The 17,232-nt window shown below is 63.7% G+C and carries 17 protein-coding genes; 13 read left to right on the forward strand and 4 right to left on the reverse strand.

From position 1 onward, the window contains the following. Positions 1–20: 20 nt before the first annotated feature. Positions 21–959, reverse strand: a complete 939-nt coding sequence (locus tag GGD40_RS11375) for a LysR family transcriptional regulator (protein ID WP_179707200.1) — start codon at positions 957–959, stop codon at positions 21–23. Here GGD40_RS11375 and GGD40_RS11380 point away from each other — a divergent pair. Further along, on the forward strand, positions 940–1,143 hold the full coding sequence (locus tag GGD40_RS11380; protein WP_179707202.1) for a hypothetical protein: 204 nt from the start codon (positions 940–942) through the stop codon (positions 1,141–1,143). The genes GGD40_RS11375 and GGD40_RS11380 overlap by 20 nt on opposite strands. Before the next feature lie 39 nt (positions 1,144–1,182). On the opposite strand, the gene GGD40_RS11385 is transcribed toward GGD40_RS11380, so the two are convergent. Continuing rightward, entirely contained in the window at positions 1,183–2,268 is a 1,086-nt protein-coding gene (locus GGD40_RS11385) for a porin (protein ID WP_179707204.1), read from the reverse strand. 124 nt (positions 2,269–2,392) lie between these two features. On the opposite strand from GGD40_RS11385, the gene GGD40_RS11390 reads away from it, so the two are divergent. Further along, positions 2,393–2,605 (forward strand): hypothetical protein, encoded by a 213-nt coding sequence (locus tag GGD40_RS11390; RefSeq protein WP_179707206.1) that lies wholly within the window; start codon positions 2,393–2,395, stop codon positions 2,603–2,605. 241 nt (positions 2,606–2,846) lie between these two features. Here GGD40_RS11390 and GGD40_RS11395 read toward each other — a convergent pair whose 3' ends face one another. After that, the gene (locus GGD40_RS11395) at positions 2,847–3,440 is read right to left on the reverse strand and encodes a hypothetical protein (protein ID WP_373565277.1); all 594 of its coding nucleotides are present in this window, start codon (positions 3,438–3,440) and stop codon (positions 2,847–2,849) included. A 531-nt stretch (positions 3,441–3,971) separates the two neighbouring features. Here GGD40_RS11395 and GGD40_RS11400 point away from each other — a divergent pair. From GGD40_RS11400 to GGD40_RS11435, 8 genes are all read left to right on the forward strand, one after another. Next, positions 3,972–4,997, forward strand: a complete 1,026-nt coding sequence (locus GGD40_RS11400) for a bile acid:sodium symporter family protein (protein WP_179707210.1) — start codon at positions 3,972–3,974, stop codon at positions 4,995–4,997. Positions 4,998–5,272: 275 nt separating this feature from the next. Continuing rightward, a complete protein-coding gene (locus GGD40_RS11405) occupies positions 5,273–7,123 on the forward strand; it encodes an EAL domain-containing protein (protein WP_179743762.1) in 1,851 nt (616 codons plus the stop codon). Positions 7,124–7,343: 220 nt separating this feature from the next. Continuing rightward, a complete protein-coding gene (locus GGD40_RS11410; RefSeq protein ID WP_179707214.1) occupies positions 7,344–8,330 on the forward strand; it encodes a LacI family DNA-binding transcriptional regulator in 987 nt (328 codons plus the stop codon). Continuing rightward, entirely contained in the window at positions 8,327–9,610 is a 1,284-nt protein-coding gene (locus tag GGD40_RS11415) for an AGE family epimerase/isomerase (protein ID WP_179743763.1), read from the forward strand. The genes GGD40_RS11410 and GGD40_RS11415 overlap by 4 nt, the downstream gene beginning before the upstream one ends. Beyond that, positions 9,607–10,533: a carbohydrate kinase family protein gene (locus GGD40_RS11420; protein ID WP_179743764.1), complete on the forward strand. Its 927-nt coding sequence runs from the start codon at positions 9,607–9,609 to the stop codon at positions 10,531–10,533. Before GGD40_RS11415 ends, GGD40_RS11420 begins: the two co-directional genes overlap by 4 nt. Before the next feature lie 120 nt (positions 10,534–10,653). Continuing rightward, a complete protein-coding gene (locus GGD40_RS11425) occupies positions 10,654–10,884 on the forward strand; it encodes a hypothetical protein (protein WP_179707218.1) in 231 nt (76 codons plus the stop codon). Between the two features lie 65 nt (positions 10,885–10,949). Next, positions 10,950–11,195, forward strand: a complete 246-nt coding sequence (locus GGD40_RS11430) for a hypothetical protein (RefSeq protein ID WP_179707220.1) — start codon at positions 10,950–10,952, stop codon at positions 11,193–11,195. Positions 11,196–11,336: 141 nt separating this feature from the next. Then, on the forward strand, positions 11,337–12,314 hold the full coding sequence (locus tag GGD40_RS11435; protein WP_179743765.1) for an ion channel: 978 nt from the start codon (positions 11,337–11,339) through the stop codon (positions 12,312–12,314). 75 nt (positions 12,315–12,389) lie between these two features. Here GGD40_RS11435 and GGD40_RS11440 read toward each other — a convergent pair whose 3' ends face one another. Beyond that, a complete protein-coding gene (locus tag GGD40_RS11440) occupies positions 12,390–13,496 on the reverse strand; it encodes a porin (protein ID WP_179743766.1) in 1,107 nt (368 codons plus the stop codon). A 400-nt stretch (positions 13,497–13,896) separates the two neighbouring features. Here GGD40_RS11440 and GGD40_RS11445 point away from each other — a divergent pair, with 400 nt between their 5' ends. Genes GGD40_RS11445 through GGD40_RS11455 form a run of 3 tightly spaced genes read left to right on the forward strand, consistent with a single transcriptional unit; the run spans position 13,897 to position 17,091 of the window. Further along, positions 13,897–14,805 (forward strand): N-formylglutamate amidohydrolase, encoded by a 909-nt coding sequence (locus GGD40_RS11445; protein ID WP_218900868.1) that lies wholly within the window; start codon positions 13,897–13,899, stop codon positions 14,803–14,805. A gap of 10 nt (positions 14,806–14,815) precedes the next feature. Then, on the forward strand, positions 14,816–15,586 hold the full coding sequence (locus tag GGD40_RS11450) for an IclR family transcriptional regulator (protein WP_179743767.1): 771 nt from the start codon (positions 14,816–14,818) through the stop codon (positions 15,584–15,586). A gap of 17 nt (positions 15,587–15,603) precedes the next feature. After that, positions 15,604–17,091 (forward strand): YfcC family protein, encoded by a 1,488-nt coding sequence (locus GGD40_RS11455; RefSeq protein ID WP_179743768.1) that lies wholly within the window; start codon positions 15,604–15,606, stop codon positions 17,089–17,091. Positions 17,092–17,232: the final 141 nt, after the last annotated feature.

Below are 17,232 nucleotides of genomic sequence, written 5' to 3' on the forward strand. Positions count from 1 at the left end.
GGGCGGGGCGCCGCTGCGAATCAACGTACGGCCATCGCCTTGATCTGCTCCAGCGATGGCCACAACGACTCGTTCGCGAACCGCTCGGCCAGAAAGTCGACGAACGATCGCACCTTGGCCGACAGATGCCGCCGGCTCGCGTAGACCACGTGGATCGGCAGTTCGCGCGGCGGCACTTCGTCCACCAGCAGCGGCACCAGACGCCCAGTGGCCAGATCGTCGCCGATCACCTCGGTGCCGAGCATCGCGATGCCCGCCCCTTGCAGCACGATCACGCGCTGCGCCTCCAGATGGTTGACGATCAGATTGCCCGACAAGCGCACGCGCGGCGACGCATCGCCGGATGCAGTCGCGAGTTCGAGCGTCGAGACGCCCGCGTATTGCAGATAGTTGTGGCGCGCCAGCTCGGCGACCGTCTTCGGCGTGCCATGCCGCTTCAGATAGGCCGGCGAAGCGCATAGCACAAGGTGCGCGGTCGCAATCTGCCGCGCGATCAGCGACGACGACTTCAGCCCGCTCGGCGAGGCCCGGATCGCGACGTCGAAGCCTTCGTCGATCAGCTCGACCACGCGGTCGGACAAGGTGATGTCGACGGTGACCTGCGGATAGTGCGCGGCGTAGTCGGCCACGGCGGCCATCACGTGGCTCAAGCCAAACGCCGATAGCGACGACACCCGCAAGCGCCCTTGCGGCACGACACTCGCCGCGCCGACCACCTGCTCGGCTTCCTCCAGTTCGGTGAGCACCTGGCTCAGGCGCTCGTAGTATTCGCGGCCCGCCTCGGTGGGCGCGACGCGCCGCGTGGTGCGGTTCAGCAGACGCGCGCCGAGCTGCTGCTCGAGGTGCATCACATGCTTGCTGGCCATCGCCGCCGACATCTCCATCCGTTCCGCCGCGCCGACAAAGCTGCCGACCTCCACCACATGGCGGAACACTTTCATGCTGACGAGGGTATCCATCTCAATCGCTCGCTTGAGGAATCAATCGACGCCATTCTGCCGGGTTTATAAAAAACTGGTGAGCAAAGACGTCGTCGACACCACGCGCGCCTCGCCAGAAAGGAAAAAAGCCCGCTTTCCGAAGAAAGCGGGCTTTGCCCATGCCACCGGTCTGGAACGTCGCGCAGCGGTCTGCGTTGCGTAGGCGCGCCGCGCGGGTCGTACGGGCCTTGCGGTAAAGCGCTTAGAACTTCGCGCGCAGACCGACGCCGTACGTGTTGCCGCTCGACTGGTTGGTGATGTGGTCGTACATGTAGGCGGCGTACACGTCCGTACGCTTGGACAGCGGGTAGTCGTAGCCGAGCGCAGCCGTCTGACGGGTCTGGTCGAGACCGCCGCCGTCGCGCGAATAAGCGTACGACGCCATCACCGTGCCCGGACCGACCGGCACCGACGCGCCGCCCTGCGCCGTGTTCACGTGCCAGCTCGTGATTTGCTGGTCGTTGTACGTGTACATGTACTGGCCGAAGAATTTCACGAACTTGAGGTCGTACGAGGCGCCGACTTGCGCGACGCTCTGGCTCTTCAGGCCGGGAACGCCCGACGCCGCAAAGCTGCCGAGGTCGCTCGGCACGTTGTTGAAGTTCACGTACTGGTACACCGCCGTCGCCGCGAACGGGCCGTGGAAATACAGCACCTGGCCGCTCCACTTCTTCGCGCCGTTCTCGGTCGTGTTACCGAGCGAGTACATGGCCGTCGCGCTCAGGCCGTTGAAGTTCGGCGACGAGTACGACACCGCGTTGCTCCAGCCGGAATCGCCCGTCACGCCCTGGTCGGTGTTGTAGGTCGGGAACGTGCCGAGGCCGAGGTACGTGTGCCACACCATCGGCGAGAATTCGTACGAGTCGACGAACGGGTTGAACAGAATCGTCGAGATGAACAGCGGCGTCGTCAGACGGCCGGCCGTGATCGTGCCGTACGGCGATTCGATACCCACATACGCGTTACGCGAAAACATCGTGTCGCCGGTGAAGCGGCCGTACTGGCCGTTCTGCGCGAGGAAGAAGCCTTCGATCGTGAAGATCGCCTTGTAGCCATTGCCCAGATCTTCCGCCCCCTTCAAGCCCCAGTACGACGTCGACATACCGCCGCCGGACACTTCCGCAGCGCTCTTGCCGTTCGGGAATTTCTGCGAGCCGACCCATTCGTCGACCTGACCGTAAAGCTGCACGCTCGATTGCGCAAAGGCAGCCGATGCGCTGGCCAACAGAGCGGCGCACGCAGTGGCCTTGAGGGTGGTCTTCAGCGCACTGCTGATGCTTGTATTCATGGGTTCTCCTGTCTTTGTCAAAAGGGTGTGGCTGTGCGAAAGGGGGAGCTCGCGCGAACCATTTGTTGTTGTCCGTTCGATCGTCGAGCCAATCTGGGCGGGACCATCTTTGCGGACCATTTTTATGGACAAAAATATCGCTGGTTATTGCCGGTATATCGGTCTGGTTAGTTTTGTCGAATATCGGTCTGATAAAGCTGCGCCGATTAACGCTTCGGTCCTGCCCCGGCCATTTTTGCTGCGACGCGCAAAACACCGCCAACGCTACGTCCGGAGCAGCGATAACGCATCAAATGACATGCGAATGACGCAGCGCCGCAGAAACGATGAAATTTGACGACAACAGGAGAATTACCGCCGGGTGTTTTCAAAAAAGTGTGGCGTCGAAACGTCACATTGACGGCGGCTGAATGGATGGGGGTGGTACGCAGAGATAAAGCAGGCGACTTGAAAGCCGGGAGAAACGATCAGGCCAAATGCGATGGCGTATTAGCCGACGCGTACTGAAGGGCGTTGAGGGCGTTGAACGGCAGTGGCGCGCCGTGCGTAGTCGAACCCGACGACGCGGCTAACGCCCACTAGTTGCGATAGGGCGAGCCTTCCGGTTGACGCGGATCCTCGCCTTGGCGCGGCATGCCGCGTCCCGAACCGCGCTCTTCGTTATAGCGGGCGACGTCGGCACGAATCGAACCCGCGCGAACCGGCGCATTGGCCGGTGGCCGCGGCACGCCACGCGATTCGGCGCTGACCGGCGTAATGGCGCCGGCGTACTGCATGCCGCCGCGGCCTTCGCCGGGATAACCCGCCGGACCAGCAACGCGGCGCATGCCCGGGTTATAGACGCCAAAACCGTTGTTGCCGCCATTACGGCCTGCGAAGTTCGCGCCGCCGCGTGGCAAGCCCGCGTTGCGATCAACCGCAAGGTTACGGGCGGAAGTCGGCCTTTCGGCCGGCATACCGTCGTAGCGGCCGCCGCCCCGCGTCTCACCCCGCATGGCGTGGTTCGCGGCGACATGCGAATAACCACCGCCGCCAAAGTGCGGCGCGCCCGGCGCTTTCGCATAGGCGAACGAGCACAGCGCGGCGATAACCGCGCCCAACGCCCAGTGCTTCGTTCTCGACAACCCGTCCACCTGATGACTCACATGCCCGAAGACTTGCCTGGAGTCCACCGTTCGAGCTGCGATGGACTGGTTTTGGGACTGGCGCGAGCGCTGCGTTTCTATCGCAGCACGACGTATCCCGACGGCCTTTGAACCGTAATTTATGGGTGGCGGCAGAGGGTGTCGAGCCAAAAAGTGTTAGGCCTCCGCCGCGGATGTAACACCTTGTTACTGCGACGTTTTTCTACGACACAACCCTTGCGCCGCGGCCTTGAAACCGCTTGCTCACAAGGCTTTGCCGAAGGCCCGCAACGGCCTTGCGTATGACGAATCCGAGCCGTTTTTTTCGGCCCGATTGTCAAAAACGGCATGGACCAAAGCGGGTACGTCGCCAATACTGAAAACGTGATGACCAACGCCGGCCCAACACTCACCGCTCCGTCGTGTTGATGCGCCTTTCTCATTAATCGATTCGGCAAATGAATTTGCATTTTTAATCGATATAAAATAACAATAGCCTTTTGCCACAGCTAGGGGCGGGCCTTCGCGCGCGCCTCCCGCGCATTGTCCGCATCCGCGTCACCGAATTGAGATTCCGCCATGGCTCGCCCGAAACTGCTTCCCGACAATTTCACCTTATGCCTCGTCGGCACGGTGATCCTTGCCAGCTTGCTGCCGGTTCACGGGCAGGCCGCCGTCGGCTTCAACTGGTTGACGAACGTGGCGGTCGGCCTGCTGTTCTTCCTGCACGGCGCGAAGCTGTCACGCGAAGCGATTGTTGCGGGTGCGACGCATTGGCGGCTTCACCTGGTCGTGCTGCTCAGTACCTTCGCGCTGTTTCCGCTGCTCGGCCTCGCGATGAAGCCGCTGCTTTCGCCACTTGTCACGCCGGCGCTCTATGCGGGGGTCCTCTTCCTCTGCACGCTGCCTTCTACAGTTCAGTCGTCGATCGCGTTTACCTCCATTGCAAAGGGCAATGTGCCGGCCGCTGTGTGTAGCGCGTCGGCCTCGAGTCTCCTCGGCATCTTCATCACGCCCGCGCTCGTCAGTGTCGTCGTCACCAATCAGGCGGCGGGCGGCAGTTCGCCTTGGCACACGGTGGGCAACATCGTGCTGCAACTGCTGGTGCCGTTCGTGGCCGGGCAGTTGCTGCGCCCGCTGATCGGCAAGTGGATCGAGCGTCATCGCGGCGTGCTGAAGTTCGTGGACCAGGGCTCCATCCTGCTGGTGGTGTACGGCGCGTTCAGCGAAGCGGTGAACGAAGGCCTGTGGCATCAGATTCCGCTGTCCGCGCTCGGCGGCCTGCTGCTGATCAACGTGGTGCTGCTCGCGCTGGCGCTGGCCGTGACGATCTTCGTCAGCAAGCGGCTCGGCTTTAACCGCGCCGACCAGATCACCATCATCTTCTGCGGGTCGAAGAAAAGCCTCGCCGCCGGCGTGCCGATGGCCAAGGTGATCTTCTCCTCGCATGCGGTGGGCGCCGTGGTGTTGCCGCTGATGCTGTTCCACCAGATCCAGCTGATGGTGTGCGCCGCGCTCGCGCAGCGCTGGGGCGCTCGCGACACCAGCGGCGAAACCCGCGCCGCCGCGCGCGAAGGATCCGCCGCCGCCATGGCCCGGCGGTAAATACGCGCGCAATGCAAACAGGACATTCATAAGCGCCCTCCCTGAGCGTGATTCGAAGAAAGCCGCCTCGTGCGGCTTTTTTGTTATTTCACGCGCAAACGCCGTCGCTGTCGCCTCAGCCAGATGGCATAAGACGAGTCCTGGCCGGGCCTAAAACCCGACTCGTCCTGGCATCCAGGACGCGCACCACGCCAGTGCGTCGCGTCACTAAAAATTCACTTAACTCTGCGCCGGCCGCGCCGATAAGCCGTGCGTCTCTTGCTACGCCTACTGCCATGCAACTTCGCTCGCCCTCCCGATCCGCCACGCCGCGCATCGAGGAGTTGATCGCCCGGCGTGATCTGTTCGCTGTATTCCAGCCGATCATCGATTTCGACGACGGCGCGATCCTCGGCTACGAAGGTTTGATTCGCGGTCCGGCGGGCACGCCACTCGAAACGCCGTTCGCCCTGTTCTCGCAAGCGCTCGCAGAAGGCTGCGCGATCGCGCTGGAACAGGCCGCCGCGCGCGCCTGCATCGAAGCCTTCGCGAAGCTCGATTACGACGGCAAGCTGTTCCTCAATTTCAGCGCGGGCGCGATGCGTCAACTCGCCGAAGCGCGCGACGACACACTCGCTTTGCTACGGCACCGCGGCGTCGATCCACAGCGGCTCGTGATCGAGTTGACTGAACAGAGCTCGATTCCCGACGTCGGCAGCTTCCTGCCGGTGATATCGACGCTGCGCGCGGCTGGCGCGCAATTCGCGCTCGACGATTACGGCACCGCCAACGCCAGCATGAATCTGTGGGTGCGGCTGCAACCGGACATCGTGAAGATCGACCGCTTCTTCATCCACGACATTGCGAGCGATCCGCTCAAGTTCGAGGCCGTGCGCGCCATGCAGCATTTCGCCAACGCGAGCGGCGCGCAACTGGTGGCCGAGGGCATCGAGAACGAGGCGGATCTGATCGTCGTGCGCGACATGGGGATCAACTGCGGGCAAGGCTATTTTTTCGGCCGCCCGCATGCACACCCGGCGCGCAAGCTGAGCGACGACGCCCGCGACGCCTTGCGCGCCAATCACATCGCCGTGTTCCCCGAAACCACGCGCGCGGTGAGCAGCGCGTCGCCGTCGGGCGGCATGGCGTCGGCGAAAATGCTGGTGCATGCGCCGGCGTTGCCGCGTCACGCCACCAACAACGACGTGCTCGAACTGTTCAACCGCCTGCCCGATCTGCACGCGGTGGCAGTGGTCGAGAACAACCAGCCGGTCGCGCTGATCAATCGCCGCAGCTTCATGGACCGCTACGCGTTGCCGTATCACCGCGAGCTGTTCGGCAAGCGCCCTTGCCTGCAGTTCGCGAACGCTTCGCCGGTGATTATCGAGAAATCGATGACCGTCGAGCAGATGGCCAAGCTCCTCGCGAGCGACGACCAGCGCTATCTCGCCGACGGCTTCGTCATCACCGAAAACGGTCAGTACGCGGGCCTCGGCACCGGCGAGAAGCTGGTGCGCGCGGTGACCGAGGTACGCATCGAAGCGGCGCGCTACGCGAACCCGCTGACTTTCCTGCCGGGCAACATACCGATCAGCTCGCACATTGCCCGCCTGCTGGGCAACGACGCGGCCTTTCACGCGTGCTACGTCGATCTGAACCACTTCAAGCCGTTCAACGACCAGTATGGTTATTGGCAAGGCGACGAAGTGCTGAAATTCGCTGCGGCGGTGCTCGCCGAGGTATGCGACCCGACCCGCGATTTTCTCGGGCACGTGGGCGGCGACGATTTCATGATCCTGTTCCAGAGCGACGACTGGCAGGAGCGCGTGCTGCGCGCGATCCACGCATTCAACGAAGGCGCGCAACGTTTTTACGCACCGGCCGACCGGCTCGCGGGCGGCATTCACGGCGAAGACCGGCGCGGCAATCCGAGCTTCTTCGCGTTCGTGACGATGGCGATCGGCTGCGTGCGCGTCGAACCGTCCAGCGGACCGTCGCTGTACAACAGCGAGGAAATCGCGTCGGTCGCGGCGGTGGCCAAGCGTCGCGCGAAACGCGAAGCGAACGGCTTCGTGCTGATCGACGCCGACGAAAGCCTGGCCTTGCTGCGCGGCCAGGCCGAAGCCGCTCACGCGCACATCGACTGAAGGACCCAGACGGCGGCAGAGGCACCAAACGGGGCAGAAGCGCCCTTTCACGCCATTGTTTAGCTAGTTTTACTAAACAGCATATTTCGGGCCAACGTCAACACCCAGGGGTATCTCCGGGTGTCGCGCGAGTGTTTTCCGGGCGGTTTAAGGCACGTTTTACTATACAATCGCCGGACTCAAACACCGTGCGGTCGCCGTCTCGCGGCCGCTTCATTCGATGGCCACAACCATCCGCGACGTCGCCCGTGCGGCCAGCGTGTCGATCGGCACCGTCTCACGCGCCTTGAAGAACCAGCCGGGGTTGTCCGAGGCGACCCGCGAACGCGTCGTCGAAGCAGCGCGGCAGCTCGGTTATGACGCCGCGCAATTGCGGCCGCGCATCCGCCGGCTCACTTTTTTGTTGCACCGTCAGCACAACAACTTCGCCGTCAGCCCGTTCTTTTCGCACGTGCTGCACGGAGTCGAAGACGCCTGTCGCGAACGCGGCATCGTGCCGTCGGTGCTGACCGCCGGCCCTACCGAAGACGTGATCCAGCAACTCCGCCTGCACGCGCCCGACGCGGTCGCGATTGCCGGCTTCGTCGAGCCCGAGACGCTCACCACACTGGTCGCGATGCAGCGCCCGCTCGTGCTGATCGATCTGTGGGCGCCGGGCTTGCGCTCGGTGAATCTCGACAACGCCGCCGGCGCCACCCTCGCCATGCGGCATCTGTTCGACCAGCAGCGCAAGCGTGTCGCGTTTATCGGCGGCTCGCTCGCGCACTTCAGCATCGCGCAGCGCGCGCTCGGTTACCGGCGCGCGTTTTTCGAAGCGGGCCTGCTGTTCGATCCGTCGCTGGAAGTCACGATCGACGCCGGCCTCGACCCCGACAGCGGCGCCGCGCGCGCCATGCATCAGTTGCTCGACGCGCCGGGCCCGCACCCCGACGCGGTGTTTGCCTACAACGACGCCGCCGCGCTCGCCGCGCTGCGCGCGTGCCTCGCGCGCGGTCTGCGCGTACCCGAGGACATCGCTATCGTCGGCTTCGACGACATTCCCGCCGCCGCGCATGCCACGCCACCGCTGTCGACCATCTCGGTCGACAAGGAAGCGCTCGGCCGGCGCGGTGTCGAGTTGCTGCTCGAAGACGCCCCTGCCGAACTCGAAGTCCGTTTGCCCGTCCATCTCATTGCCCGTGCCAGTACTTTGGTGAAAACGCCATGACGCAATCCGATTCGCTTCATCCCGCCAACGGCGTTGCCGCGCCGTCCGTCGACGATTTCCGCAGCCGCGAGTTTCTGCTCGCGCACGTAGAGGACACGCTGCGTTTTTACGCGCCGAACGTGTTCGATCCGAGCGGCGGCTTCTTCCATTTTTTCCGCGACGACGGGTCGATCTACGACAAGACCACGCGGCATCTGGTGAGCAGTTGCCGCTACGTGTTCAACTACGCGATGGCGTATCGCCAGTTCGGCGACCCGCAGCATCTCGAGTACGCGCGCCACGGTCTGCGCTTTCTGCGTGACGCGCATTGGGACGCCCAGCACCAAGGCTACGACTGGGAACTCGAATGGCGCGACGGCCGCAAGCGCACGCTCGACGCCACGCGCCACTGCTATGGCCTCGCATTCGTGCTGCTCGCGTATTCGCATGCGGCGATGGCCGGCATCGAAGAAGCGAAGCCGATGATCGGCGCGACCTTCGAATTGATGGAGCACCGCTTCTGGGACGCCGCAGCCGGCCTCTACGCCGATGAAGCTTCGCCCGAATGGCGCGTCAGTTCGTACCGCGGCCAGAACGCGAACATGCACACCACCGAGGCACTGCTCGCCGCTCATGAAGCGACCGGCCATCTGGTCTATCTGGATCGCGCCGAACGGGTCGCGTCGAATATCACGCTGCGTCAGGCGAAGCTTTCGCAAGGCCTGGTGTGGGAGCATTTTCATTCGGACTGGTCGGTCGACTGGCACTACAACGAGGAAGACAGTTCGAACATCTTCCGTCCGTGGGGCTTCCAGCCGGGGCATCAAACCGAGTGGGCCAAGCTGCTGCTGATTCTCGAGCGCTTCCGTCCGCTGCCGTGGTTGTTGCCGCGCGCCGTCGAACTGTTCGACGCCGCCATGACGCACGCCTGGGACGAAGATCACGGCGGCCTCTACTACGGCTTCGGCCCGGACGGCACCGTGTGCGACCACGACAAGTATTTCTGGGTCCAGGCCGAAACCTTCGCAACCGCCGCGCTGCTCGGCAAGCGCACCGGCAACGAGCGTTTCTGGGACTGGTACGACGAGATCTGGCGCTATAGCTGGGCGCATTTCGTCGATCACAAGTACGGCGCGTGGTATCGCATCCTCACCTGCGACAACCGTAAATACAGCGACGAAAAGAGTCCGGCCGGCAAGACCGACTACCACACGATGGGCGCGTGCTACGAAGTGCTGGTGCACGCCCTGTCCGACGGCGCGGCCGCCGCTGCATCCGAATCCGCGGAGCACACGAAATGAGCCAACCCAACACAAGCAACGCAAGCCACGAATTCCCGCTGTTCGTCTCGGCCGGCGACATCCTCACCGATCTCGTGCGCACCGGCACCTCGCAGTGGCTGTCGCGGCCGGGCGGTGCCGGCTGGAACGTGGCGCGCTGCGTCGCGCGGCTCGGTTTGCCGACCGCCTGCGCCGGCTCGCTCGGCGTCGACAATTTCTCCGACGAGTTGTGGAACGCGAGCGTCGCCGCCGGGCTCGACATGCGCTTCATGCAGCGCGTGACGCGGCCGCCGTTGCTGGCGATCGTGCATCAGACGCATCCGCCCGCGTACTTTTTCATGGGCGAAAACGGCGCCGATCTGGCCTTCGATCCGGCGCACTTGCCGGCCGGCTGGAGCGAGCAGGTGAAGTGGGCGCACTTCGGCTGCATCAGCCTCGTGCGTCAGCCGCTCGGCGATACGCTGGCGGCGCTCGCGGCGCAGTTGCGTTCGCAAGGCGTGAAGATCAGCTTCGATCCGAACTACCGCAATCTGATGGAACACGGCTACGAGCCGACCTTGCGCAAGATGGCCGCGCTCGCCGATCTGATCAAGGTCTCCGACGAAGATTTGCGCCTGCTGTTCAAGACCGACGACGAAGCCGCCGCGCTCGCACAACTCCAAGCCATGAATCCGGCCGCCACCGTGCTGGTGACGCGCGGACCGGAGACGGCCCTGTTGATTGACGGCGCGATGGTGGTCGAAGCGCGACCGCCGCGCGTCGAAGTGGTCGACACGGTCGGCGCGGGCGACGCGTCGATCGGCGGCCTGCTGTTCAGCCTGATGACGGCGCCGCAACGTGCGTGGCCCGAGCATCTGGCGTTCGCGCTAGCGGCCGGCGCGGCGGCCTGCCGCCATGCCGGCGCGCACGCACCCACGCTCGATGAAGTCGTCGCGCTGCTGTAATTCTGCTGCCTTGTACGGCGCGCATTGTCACTGACAAGGCGCGCCGCCAGCGCAAAAGCCGGCGCTCCGTCATCGTGCTACGATGAAAAATCCACAACCTTTGGAACAAGGAGCGTCGTCATGGAAGACATCACCTACACCAAAGGGCTTTACACCGCCACGGCGTCGATAAAAGAAGTAGAAAGCGACACCTGGCAGGGCGTGGTCACGCTCTCCCGCGACGAAGGCGACGTCACCGCCGATCAGGAAACCACGGTCTACGAAGTGGACGCCACCTCGTCGACACCGGAAGAAGCGCTCGAAGAAGCCAAGGCGCTCGCTCACCGCATTCTCGGCAGCATCGAACTCTAGGCAGTCCGGCGCCGCGCGCGCCGAAGCGCGCCGCGCCACCTTGATCCAACCGGCTGGAGGCGATCATGGCGGAACAGCTCTTCCTCTACGGCGTGTACTCGATACACGTCCGCCCTCTCGAACTCAACGGCGCGCGCTGGGACGCGGAATACGAAATCCGCCATCGCGACAAAGCGGTGAAATCGTGGACGACCGTGGGCGGCGATAACGGCTACGGCGACGCGACCGAAGCGATCGCCGCGGCGCATCGGCAAGCCGTCGACGATATCGAACACGGCGCGGGCATTCCGAAGCCGCGGGCGTTTCCGTAAGTTCCGTAAGCGGCCGGCAAACACGTTCCCAACCGCCCTGAACGGTGCGCGGAACGTGGATCAAGGGTTGCGGCATCGCGGCATTGCACTCGCGAAACGGCGTGCTACGCTTTGCGCGTTTTCATATCCCACGAGCAAGTGATGGCTACCGAACCGTCAGACCGAATGGCCGGCCTTGGCGACGCCAAGGAGAGCGCCCCGAAGCGCCGCGCGCGCGGCAGCCGCGAATTACGTCTCGACGATCGCGTGATCATCGCGCACGGCATGCCGACGCCGCTCTGGCAGGATCTCTACCACCGCGCGGTGGTGGCGCGCTGGCCGATGTTCTTCGCCTCGCTCGCGGTGCTGTTCCTGCTGCTCAACACGGCGTTCGCCGGCCTGTACATGCTCGGCAAAGCGCCGATCGCCAATCAGTATCCGTCGGGTTTCGGCGGCGCGTTCTTTTTCAGCGTCGAGACGCTGGCGACCGTCGGCTATGGCGACATGCATCCGCAAACCGTCTACGCACACTGGATCGCGACGCTCGAAATCTTCTTCGGCATGTCTAGCGTCGCGTTGGCGACCGGGCTGATCTTCGCGCGCTTTTCACGGCCGCACGCCAAGATCATGTTCGCCCGTTACGCGATCATCCGGCCGCTCGACGGCCGCATGACGCTGATGGTGCGCTCAGCCAACGCGCGTCAAAACGTGATCGCCGAGGCACACGCCAGGCTGCGCATTCTGCGCAAGGAAACCACCGCCGAAGGTCTTGTGCTGCGCAGGCTCTACGACCTCACGCTGGTGCGCGATCAGCATCCGGTCTTCAAACTCGGCTGGAGCCTGATGCACATCATCGACGAAAGCAGCCCGCTATTCGGCGAGACCGCCGAGTCGCTCAAGGGCAGCGATACGTCGCTGGTGCTGACGCTCGAAGGCGTCGACGAATCGACCTCGCAAACCATGCAGGCGCGCCACATGTGGAGCTGCGATCAGATTCGCTGGCACTACCGTTTCGTCGACATCATGACCGAGCAGGACGGCGTGAGCCACATCGATTACGCGCACTTCAACGAGATCGTGCCGCTCGACGCCGCACCGCTCGCGGCCAACGTGACCAGCGTGGCCAAAACCAAAGGCTAATAAACCGCGCAGCGCGCTCGGATTACGCCGATTACGTTGCGCCGATCACAGACCACGCGTTATGCGGCCCCGCCCTCAGAACTTCTGGCGAATCCCCACCACACCCACCACCTGCGTGCGCGAACTCGACGGATTGCTGATCCCCTCGATCGCCGCCACCGCATTCGCGGACGACCGCTGATAGATCGCGTTCACATACAGATCGGTCCGCTTGGACAGGTAGTACTGCACGCCCGCGCTGGTCTGCAGATAATGCAAGCTCGGCGTGGCGCCTTGCGTCGTATGAACCTGCGTGTAGGTCTCGCCGAGCGCGAACAGCACCGACGGCGTGAAGCGATAGCGGAAGCTGCCTTCGTAGTTATTGAAGCGCTGCGACGCGCCCGTCTGCAGATTGAACAGCGAGCTCGTGTACAACAGGCCGAAGGTCGCGTTGCCGAAATCGTAGGTGCTGGCGGCGCCCCAGATCTGCTGCTTCGTGATGCCCTTCAGGAAGGTGAAGTAGTTGTCCGACGGAATCGCGCCGGTCGTGTCGAGCGCCGGATTGTCGAGCACCACATACGCCACGCCCGCGCGCAACGGCCCCTGTGCATACGTGCCGCCCACGCTCCAGCTACGGTTCGCCGCAAAGTTCGTCGAGTTGGAAAAGCCGTACATGGCGTTGCCCTGGAAACCGGCCAGCGTCGGCGTTACGTATTTCACCGAGTTGTCGGTGCGAAACGAGTTGTTCAGGTCGTCGGTATCGAACGGATGCAGCGCGTACTGCGTCAGCGACGTGCTCGCGCCGATCTGCAACGGCGCCAGCGAATCCTGCGCGGCGTTGTACTGGCGACCCATCGTGAACGTCCCCCAGCGCGGGTTCGACAAACCGACCCACGCCTGCCGGCCGAACATGCGGCCGTTCGCGCTGGCCGTGCCCGTTTCGATGTTGAAGCCGTTCTCGAGTTTGAAGATCGCCGTGTTGCCGCCGCCCAGGTCTTCCGTGCCCACCATGCCCCAGCGCGTGCCCTGCTCGTTGCCGCCGGTCGCCTGATACGTCGCGCTGCCTTTCTGGTTGCTCGTGTAGGTGAACCCCGCGTCGACGATGCCGTACAACGTCACGCTCGACTGCGCCATCGCGTTACCGCATAGCACCGCACCGATCCCCGCGCCCGCGAGCGCCATCGCCAAACCTTTGCTGTTCATCTGCGTTCCTTTGTTGTGAGTGTGTGAGCTCGCACGCCAAAGCCGTTATTCATCGGATAAATCATCCCGGCCTCTATGTTTTATTGAATAAAACAACGTATCGTTTATTATTCGAAATGCAAAATTGGCTGGTCAAGGTTCGGGAAAAATACTGGTTTGCCCGCATTGACGCTAATGGCTGGCGCTGGGGGTTTTAGCAGTTAATACGGCGTAAAGTCTTACCCAGAAGGGTACCGAGATTGAACGATCCGGATAGCAAGGCTTTTGACGACGCACTTGACCAACAATAAGGTTCGTCGTTAAATATTGATATGCTGTTTTATTTAATAAAACACGACTCACCCTTATCCCGGTCAAGACGGCCTTTTACGGCGCCCCGGCCACCCGAAAGGAATTTGCTTTGACGTCCGCCAGCAACACTTTTGCCGCGCCTGCTTCCGTGCCTCCTTCCGCGCCGTTCTTCGTCGCCGAACCTGCCGGCGCCCGGCTGCCGATCCTGTTCGATTCGCCGCATAGCGGCATCGCGCTGCCGGCCGACTTCGGCGCCTGCGCGCCGCTGTCCGCGATCCACAGTTCGTGGGACGCCTTCGTCGACGAGTTGTGGGGCGCCGTGCCCGAGCAAGGCGGCGTGCTGATCGGCGCGCATTTCCCGCGCGCGTATATCGACCCGAACCGCGCGATCGGCGACATCGACGCGCAGTTGCTCAGCGAGCCGTGGCCCGAACCGCTCGCGCCGGAGAAGTACACGCTGCGCGGCATGGGTCTGATCCGCCGCGACGCGTTGCCGAACCTGCCGATGTACGACCGCAAGCTCTCCGTGGCCGAAGTGCGGCATCGAATCGACGCGTACTACCTCCCGTATCGCGCGGCGCTCGCCGCCGCCGCTGAACGCGCGGTCGCGGAGCACGGCGCGTTGTGGCACGTCGACTGTCACTCGATGAAATCGCGCGGCAACGAAATGAACGTCGACGCGGGCGCCGCGCGCCCCGACTTCGTGATCAGCGACCGCCTCGGCAGCACCGCCGACCCGGCCTTCACGCAGTGGGTCGCCGACTACTTCAGCCACGCCGGATATCGCGTGCAGGTGAACGAGCCGTATCAGGGCGGCGACCTGCTCACCGCCGTCAGCGATCCGGCACGACGCCGCCACAGCATCCAGATCGAACTGAATCGCGGGCTGTATATGGACGAAGCCGCGTTCGTCAAACACGCCGGCTTCGACACGCTCAAACGCGCGCTCGACGCCTTCGTCGCCGCGCTCGCCGATTACGTGCGCACGCAACTAGCCGCGCCGCGCGCGGCGCAATGAAGGAATCACCGTGAACTACATCGTCGATTCCGTCGACAGCGCGCTGAAGCTGCTCAGCCATGTCGCCGAACATCCGGGTCTGGGCGTCACCGAACTCGCCAATCAACTCGGCATCAACAAATCGCGTGCGTACCGGATGCTGTGTACGCTCGAATTGCATCGCTTCGTCGTGCAGGACACGCGCGCGTCGACCTACTCGCTCGGGCCGCAGGCTTTCGTGATCGGCGTCGCCGCCGCGCAGCAGAACACGCTGGTGCGCTCGGCGCAGAAGCACATGCTCGTGCTCAACCAGGCGATCAACGAAAACGTCGTGCTGCGGGTGCGCGAGGGGTTGGAGACGGTGTGCGTCGCGCGTTGCGAAAGCACGCATGAGATGCGCACCATCGGCGCGGTCGGCAATCGCCGCTCGCTCAATAGCGGCGCGTCGGGCCGGATTCTGCTGGCGTTCGCGCCGGACGCGGTGAAGACCGAATACCTCGCGCGTCTGAAGAAACTGCCGCAGCCGCCCGATCTGATGAAGCTCGTCGACGAACTGGATGCGATCGCGCGTAAAGGCTACGCAGTGAGCGTGGGCGAAGTGACGGCGGGCGCCGTCGCGATTTCGGTGCCGGTGCGCGATATGAGCGGCGAGGCCGTGGCCGCGATCAGCGTGTCGGGGCCGGAAATGCGCATCAGCCGGATCGAGATTCCCGATTACCTCGAACGTCTGCAGGCCTGCAGCCGCACGATTTCCGCCGAACTCGGCTACACCGCGCCGCAAGCGACTGCACAACCGGCGTAAGCGCACAGGATCCCCATATGACCACGCTCGCCCCCGCCGTGCCCGTCACCGCCGACGACGATCATCCGCACGACCGGCATTCCGGAAACGGCGCCGGTGAAGAAGAAAAGAAACCGCACGGCAAGATGCTGCACCCGGTCGTGATGATGATCTGGGTGCTGCTCGCCGCCGTGGCCATGACCTACCTGATAGACGCCGGCCAATTCGAGCGCCACGACAAACTGGTCGTGCCGGGCACCTATCACGTCGTGCCGAAGAGCCACAGCCTCGCCACGCTGGTCGCGCCGGGCGTCAGCAAAAGCACGGCGGATCAGGCCGCGCCGGCCAGTCTGGTGTCCGCCTTCGTCGCGGTGCCGAACGGCTTGATCAAGAACGCGCCGCTGATTTTCATGGTGATGTTCGTCGGCGGTATGTTCGGCGTGATGCGCAAAACCGGCGTGGTGGACGCGGGCATCGACCGGCTGTTGCAGCTCACCGCCGGCAACGTCTACGTGCTCGCGCCGCTGTTAATGCTGCTGATCGGGCTCGGCAGCACGCTGCTCGGCTTCATCTCCGAATACCTCGTGATCATTCCGATGGTGATGGTCCTCACGCGCCGCCTCGGGCTGTCGAATCTGTTCGCGGTCGCGCTCGTGGCGATCGCGGCGAAGATCGGCTATATCGCCTCGGTGACCAATCCGCTCTCGCTCGCGGTCGCGCAGCCGATCGTCGGCGTGCCGCTGTTTAGCGGCATCGGCATGCGGATCGGCGTGTTCGTCGTGTTCATGACGCTCGGCATTCTGTACCTGCTCGCGCATGTGCGGTTGAGCGGCTACCGGCTGGACGCTGCGCGCGCGAGTCTCGAAGCACATCCGCAAGCGCGGCTCTCGCGCCGCCACAAAGCGACGCTGCTGGTGCTGAGCGTCGCCGCCGCGATGCTGGTGATCGGCACGCGCAACCTGCATTGGGGCAACGTGGAGTTGTCCGCGTTCTACGTGTTCATCAGCATCGTCACGGCGGTGGTGGGCCGGCTCGATTCGCGCAGCGCGGCCGACGCGTTCGTCGACGGGATGAAGAGCATGATTCTCGCCGGACTGCTGATCGGACTCGCGGCATCGGTCGAACTGATTCTGCAGAACAGCCTCGTGCTCGACACGCTGATCGATCACTTCACGCGCCTCGCGCGCGGCCAATCCGCCGTGTGGGTCGCCAACGGCTTGATGGCCGTGCAGATGGTGCTCGACGTCTTCATTCCTTCGGTATCGGGCAAGGCCGCCGTCAGCATGCCGATCATCGGGCCGATCGCGCAGTTGTCCGGCGTGAGCGGCCAGACCTCCGTGCTCGCGTTCGTGCTCGGCGGCGGTTTGACCAACATGGTGACGCCCACCTCGGGCATGCTGCTCGCCTATCTCGCCACCGCGCGCGTGGGCTTCGGCCAGTGGCTGCGCTTCATCCTGCCGTTGTTCGTCGTGCTGTTGCTGCTGTCGGGCGGTGCACTGGCGTTGGCCGTCTGGACGGGGTATTGAGCACCGCTCAAACGCACCAGGGCATACCCGAATCCGCTAGCCGCGTGGAAGATCCACCTCAAAACTTCATTAAAACGCGCGGCTCGTCTCGCCCATTCGTCGCATGCTCATCAAACTAGAAAAAATTCACTCTAATCGGCG

Source organism: Paraburkholderia bryophila, from assembly GCF_013409255.1.
GTDB lineage: Bacteria > Pseudomonadota > Gammaproteobacteria > Burkholderiales > Burkholderiaceae > Paraburkholderia.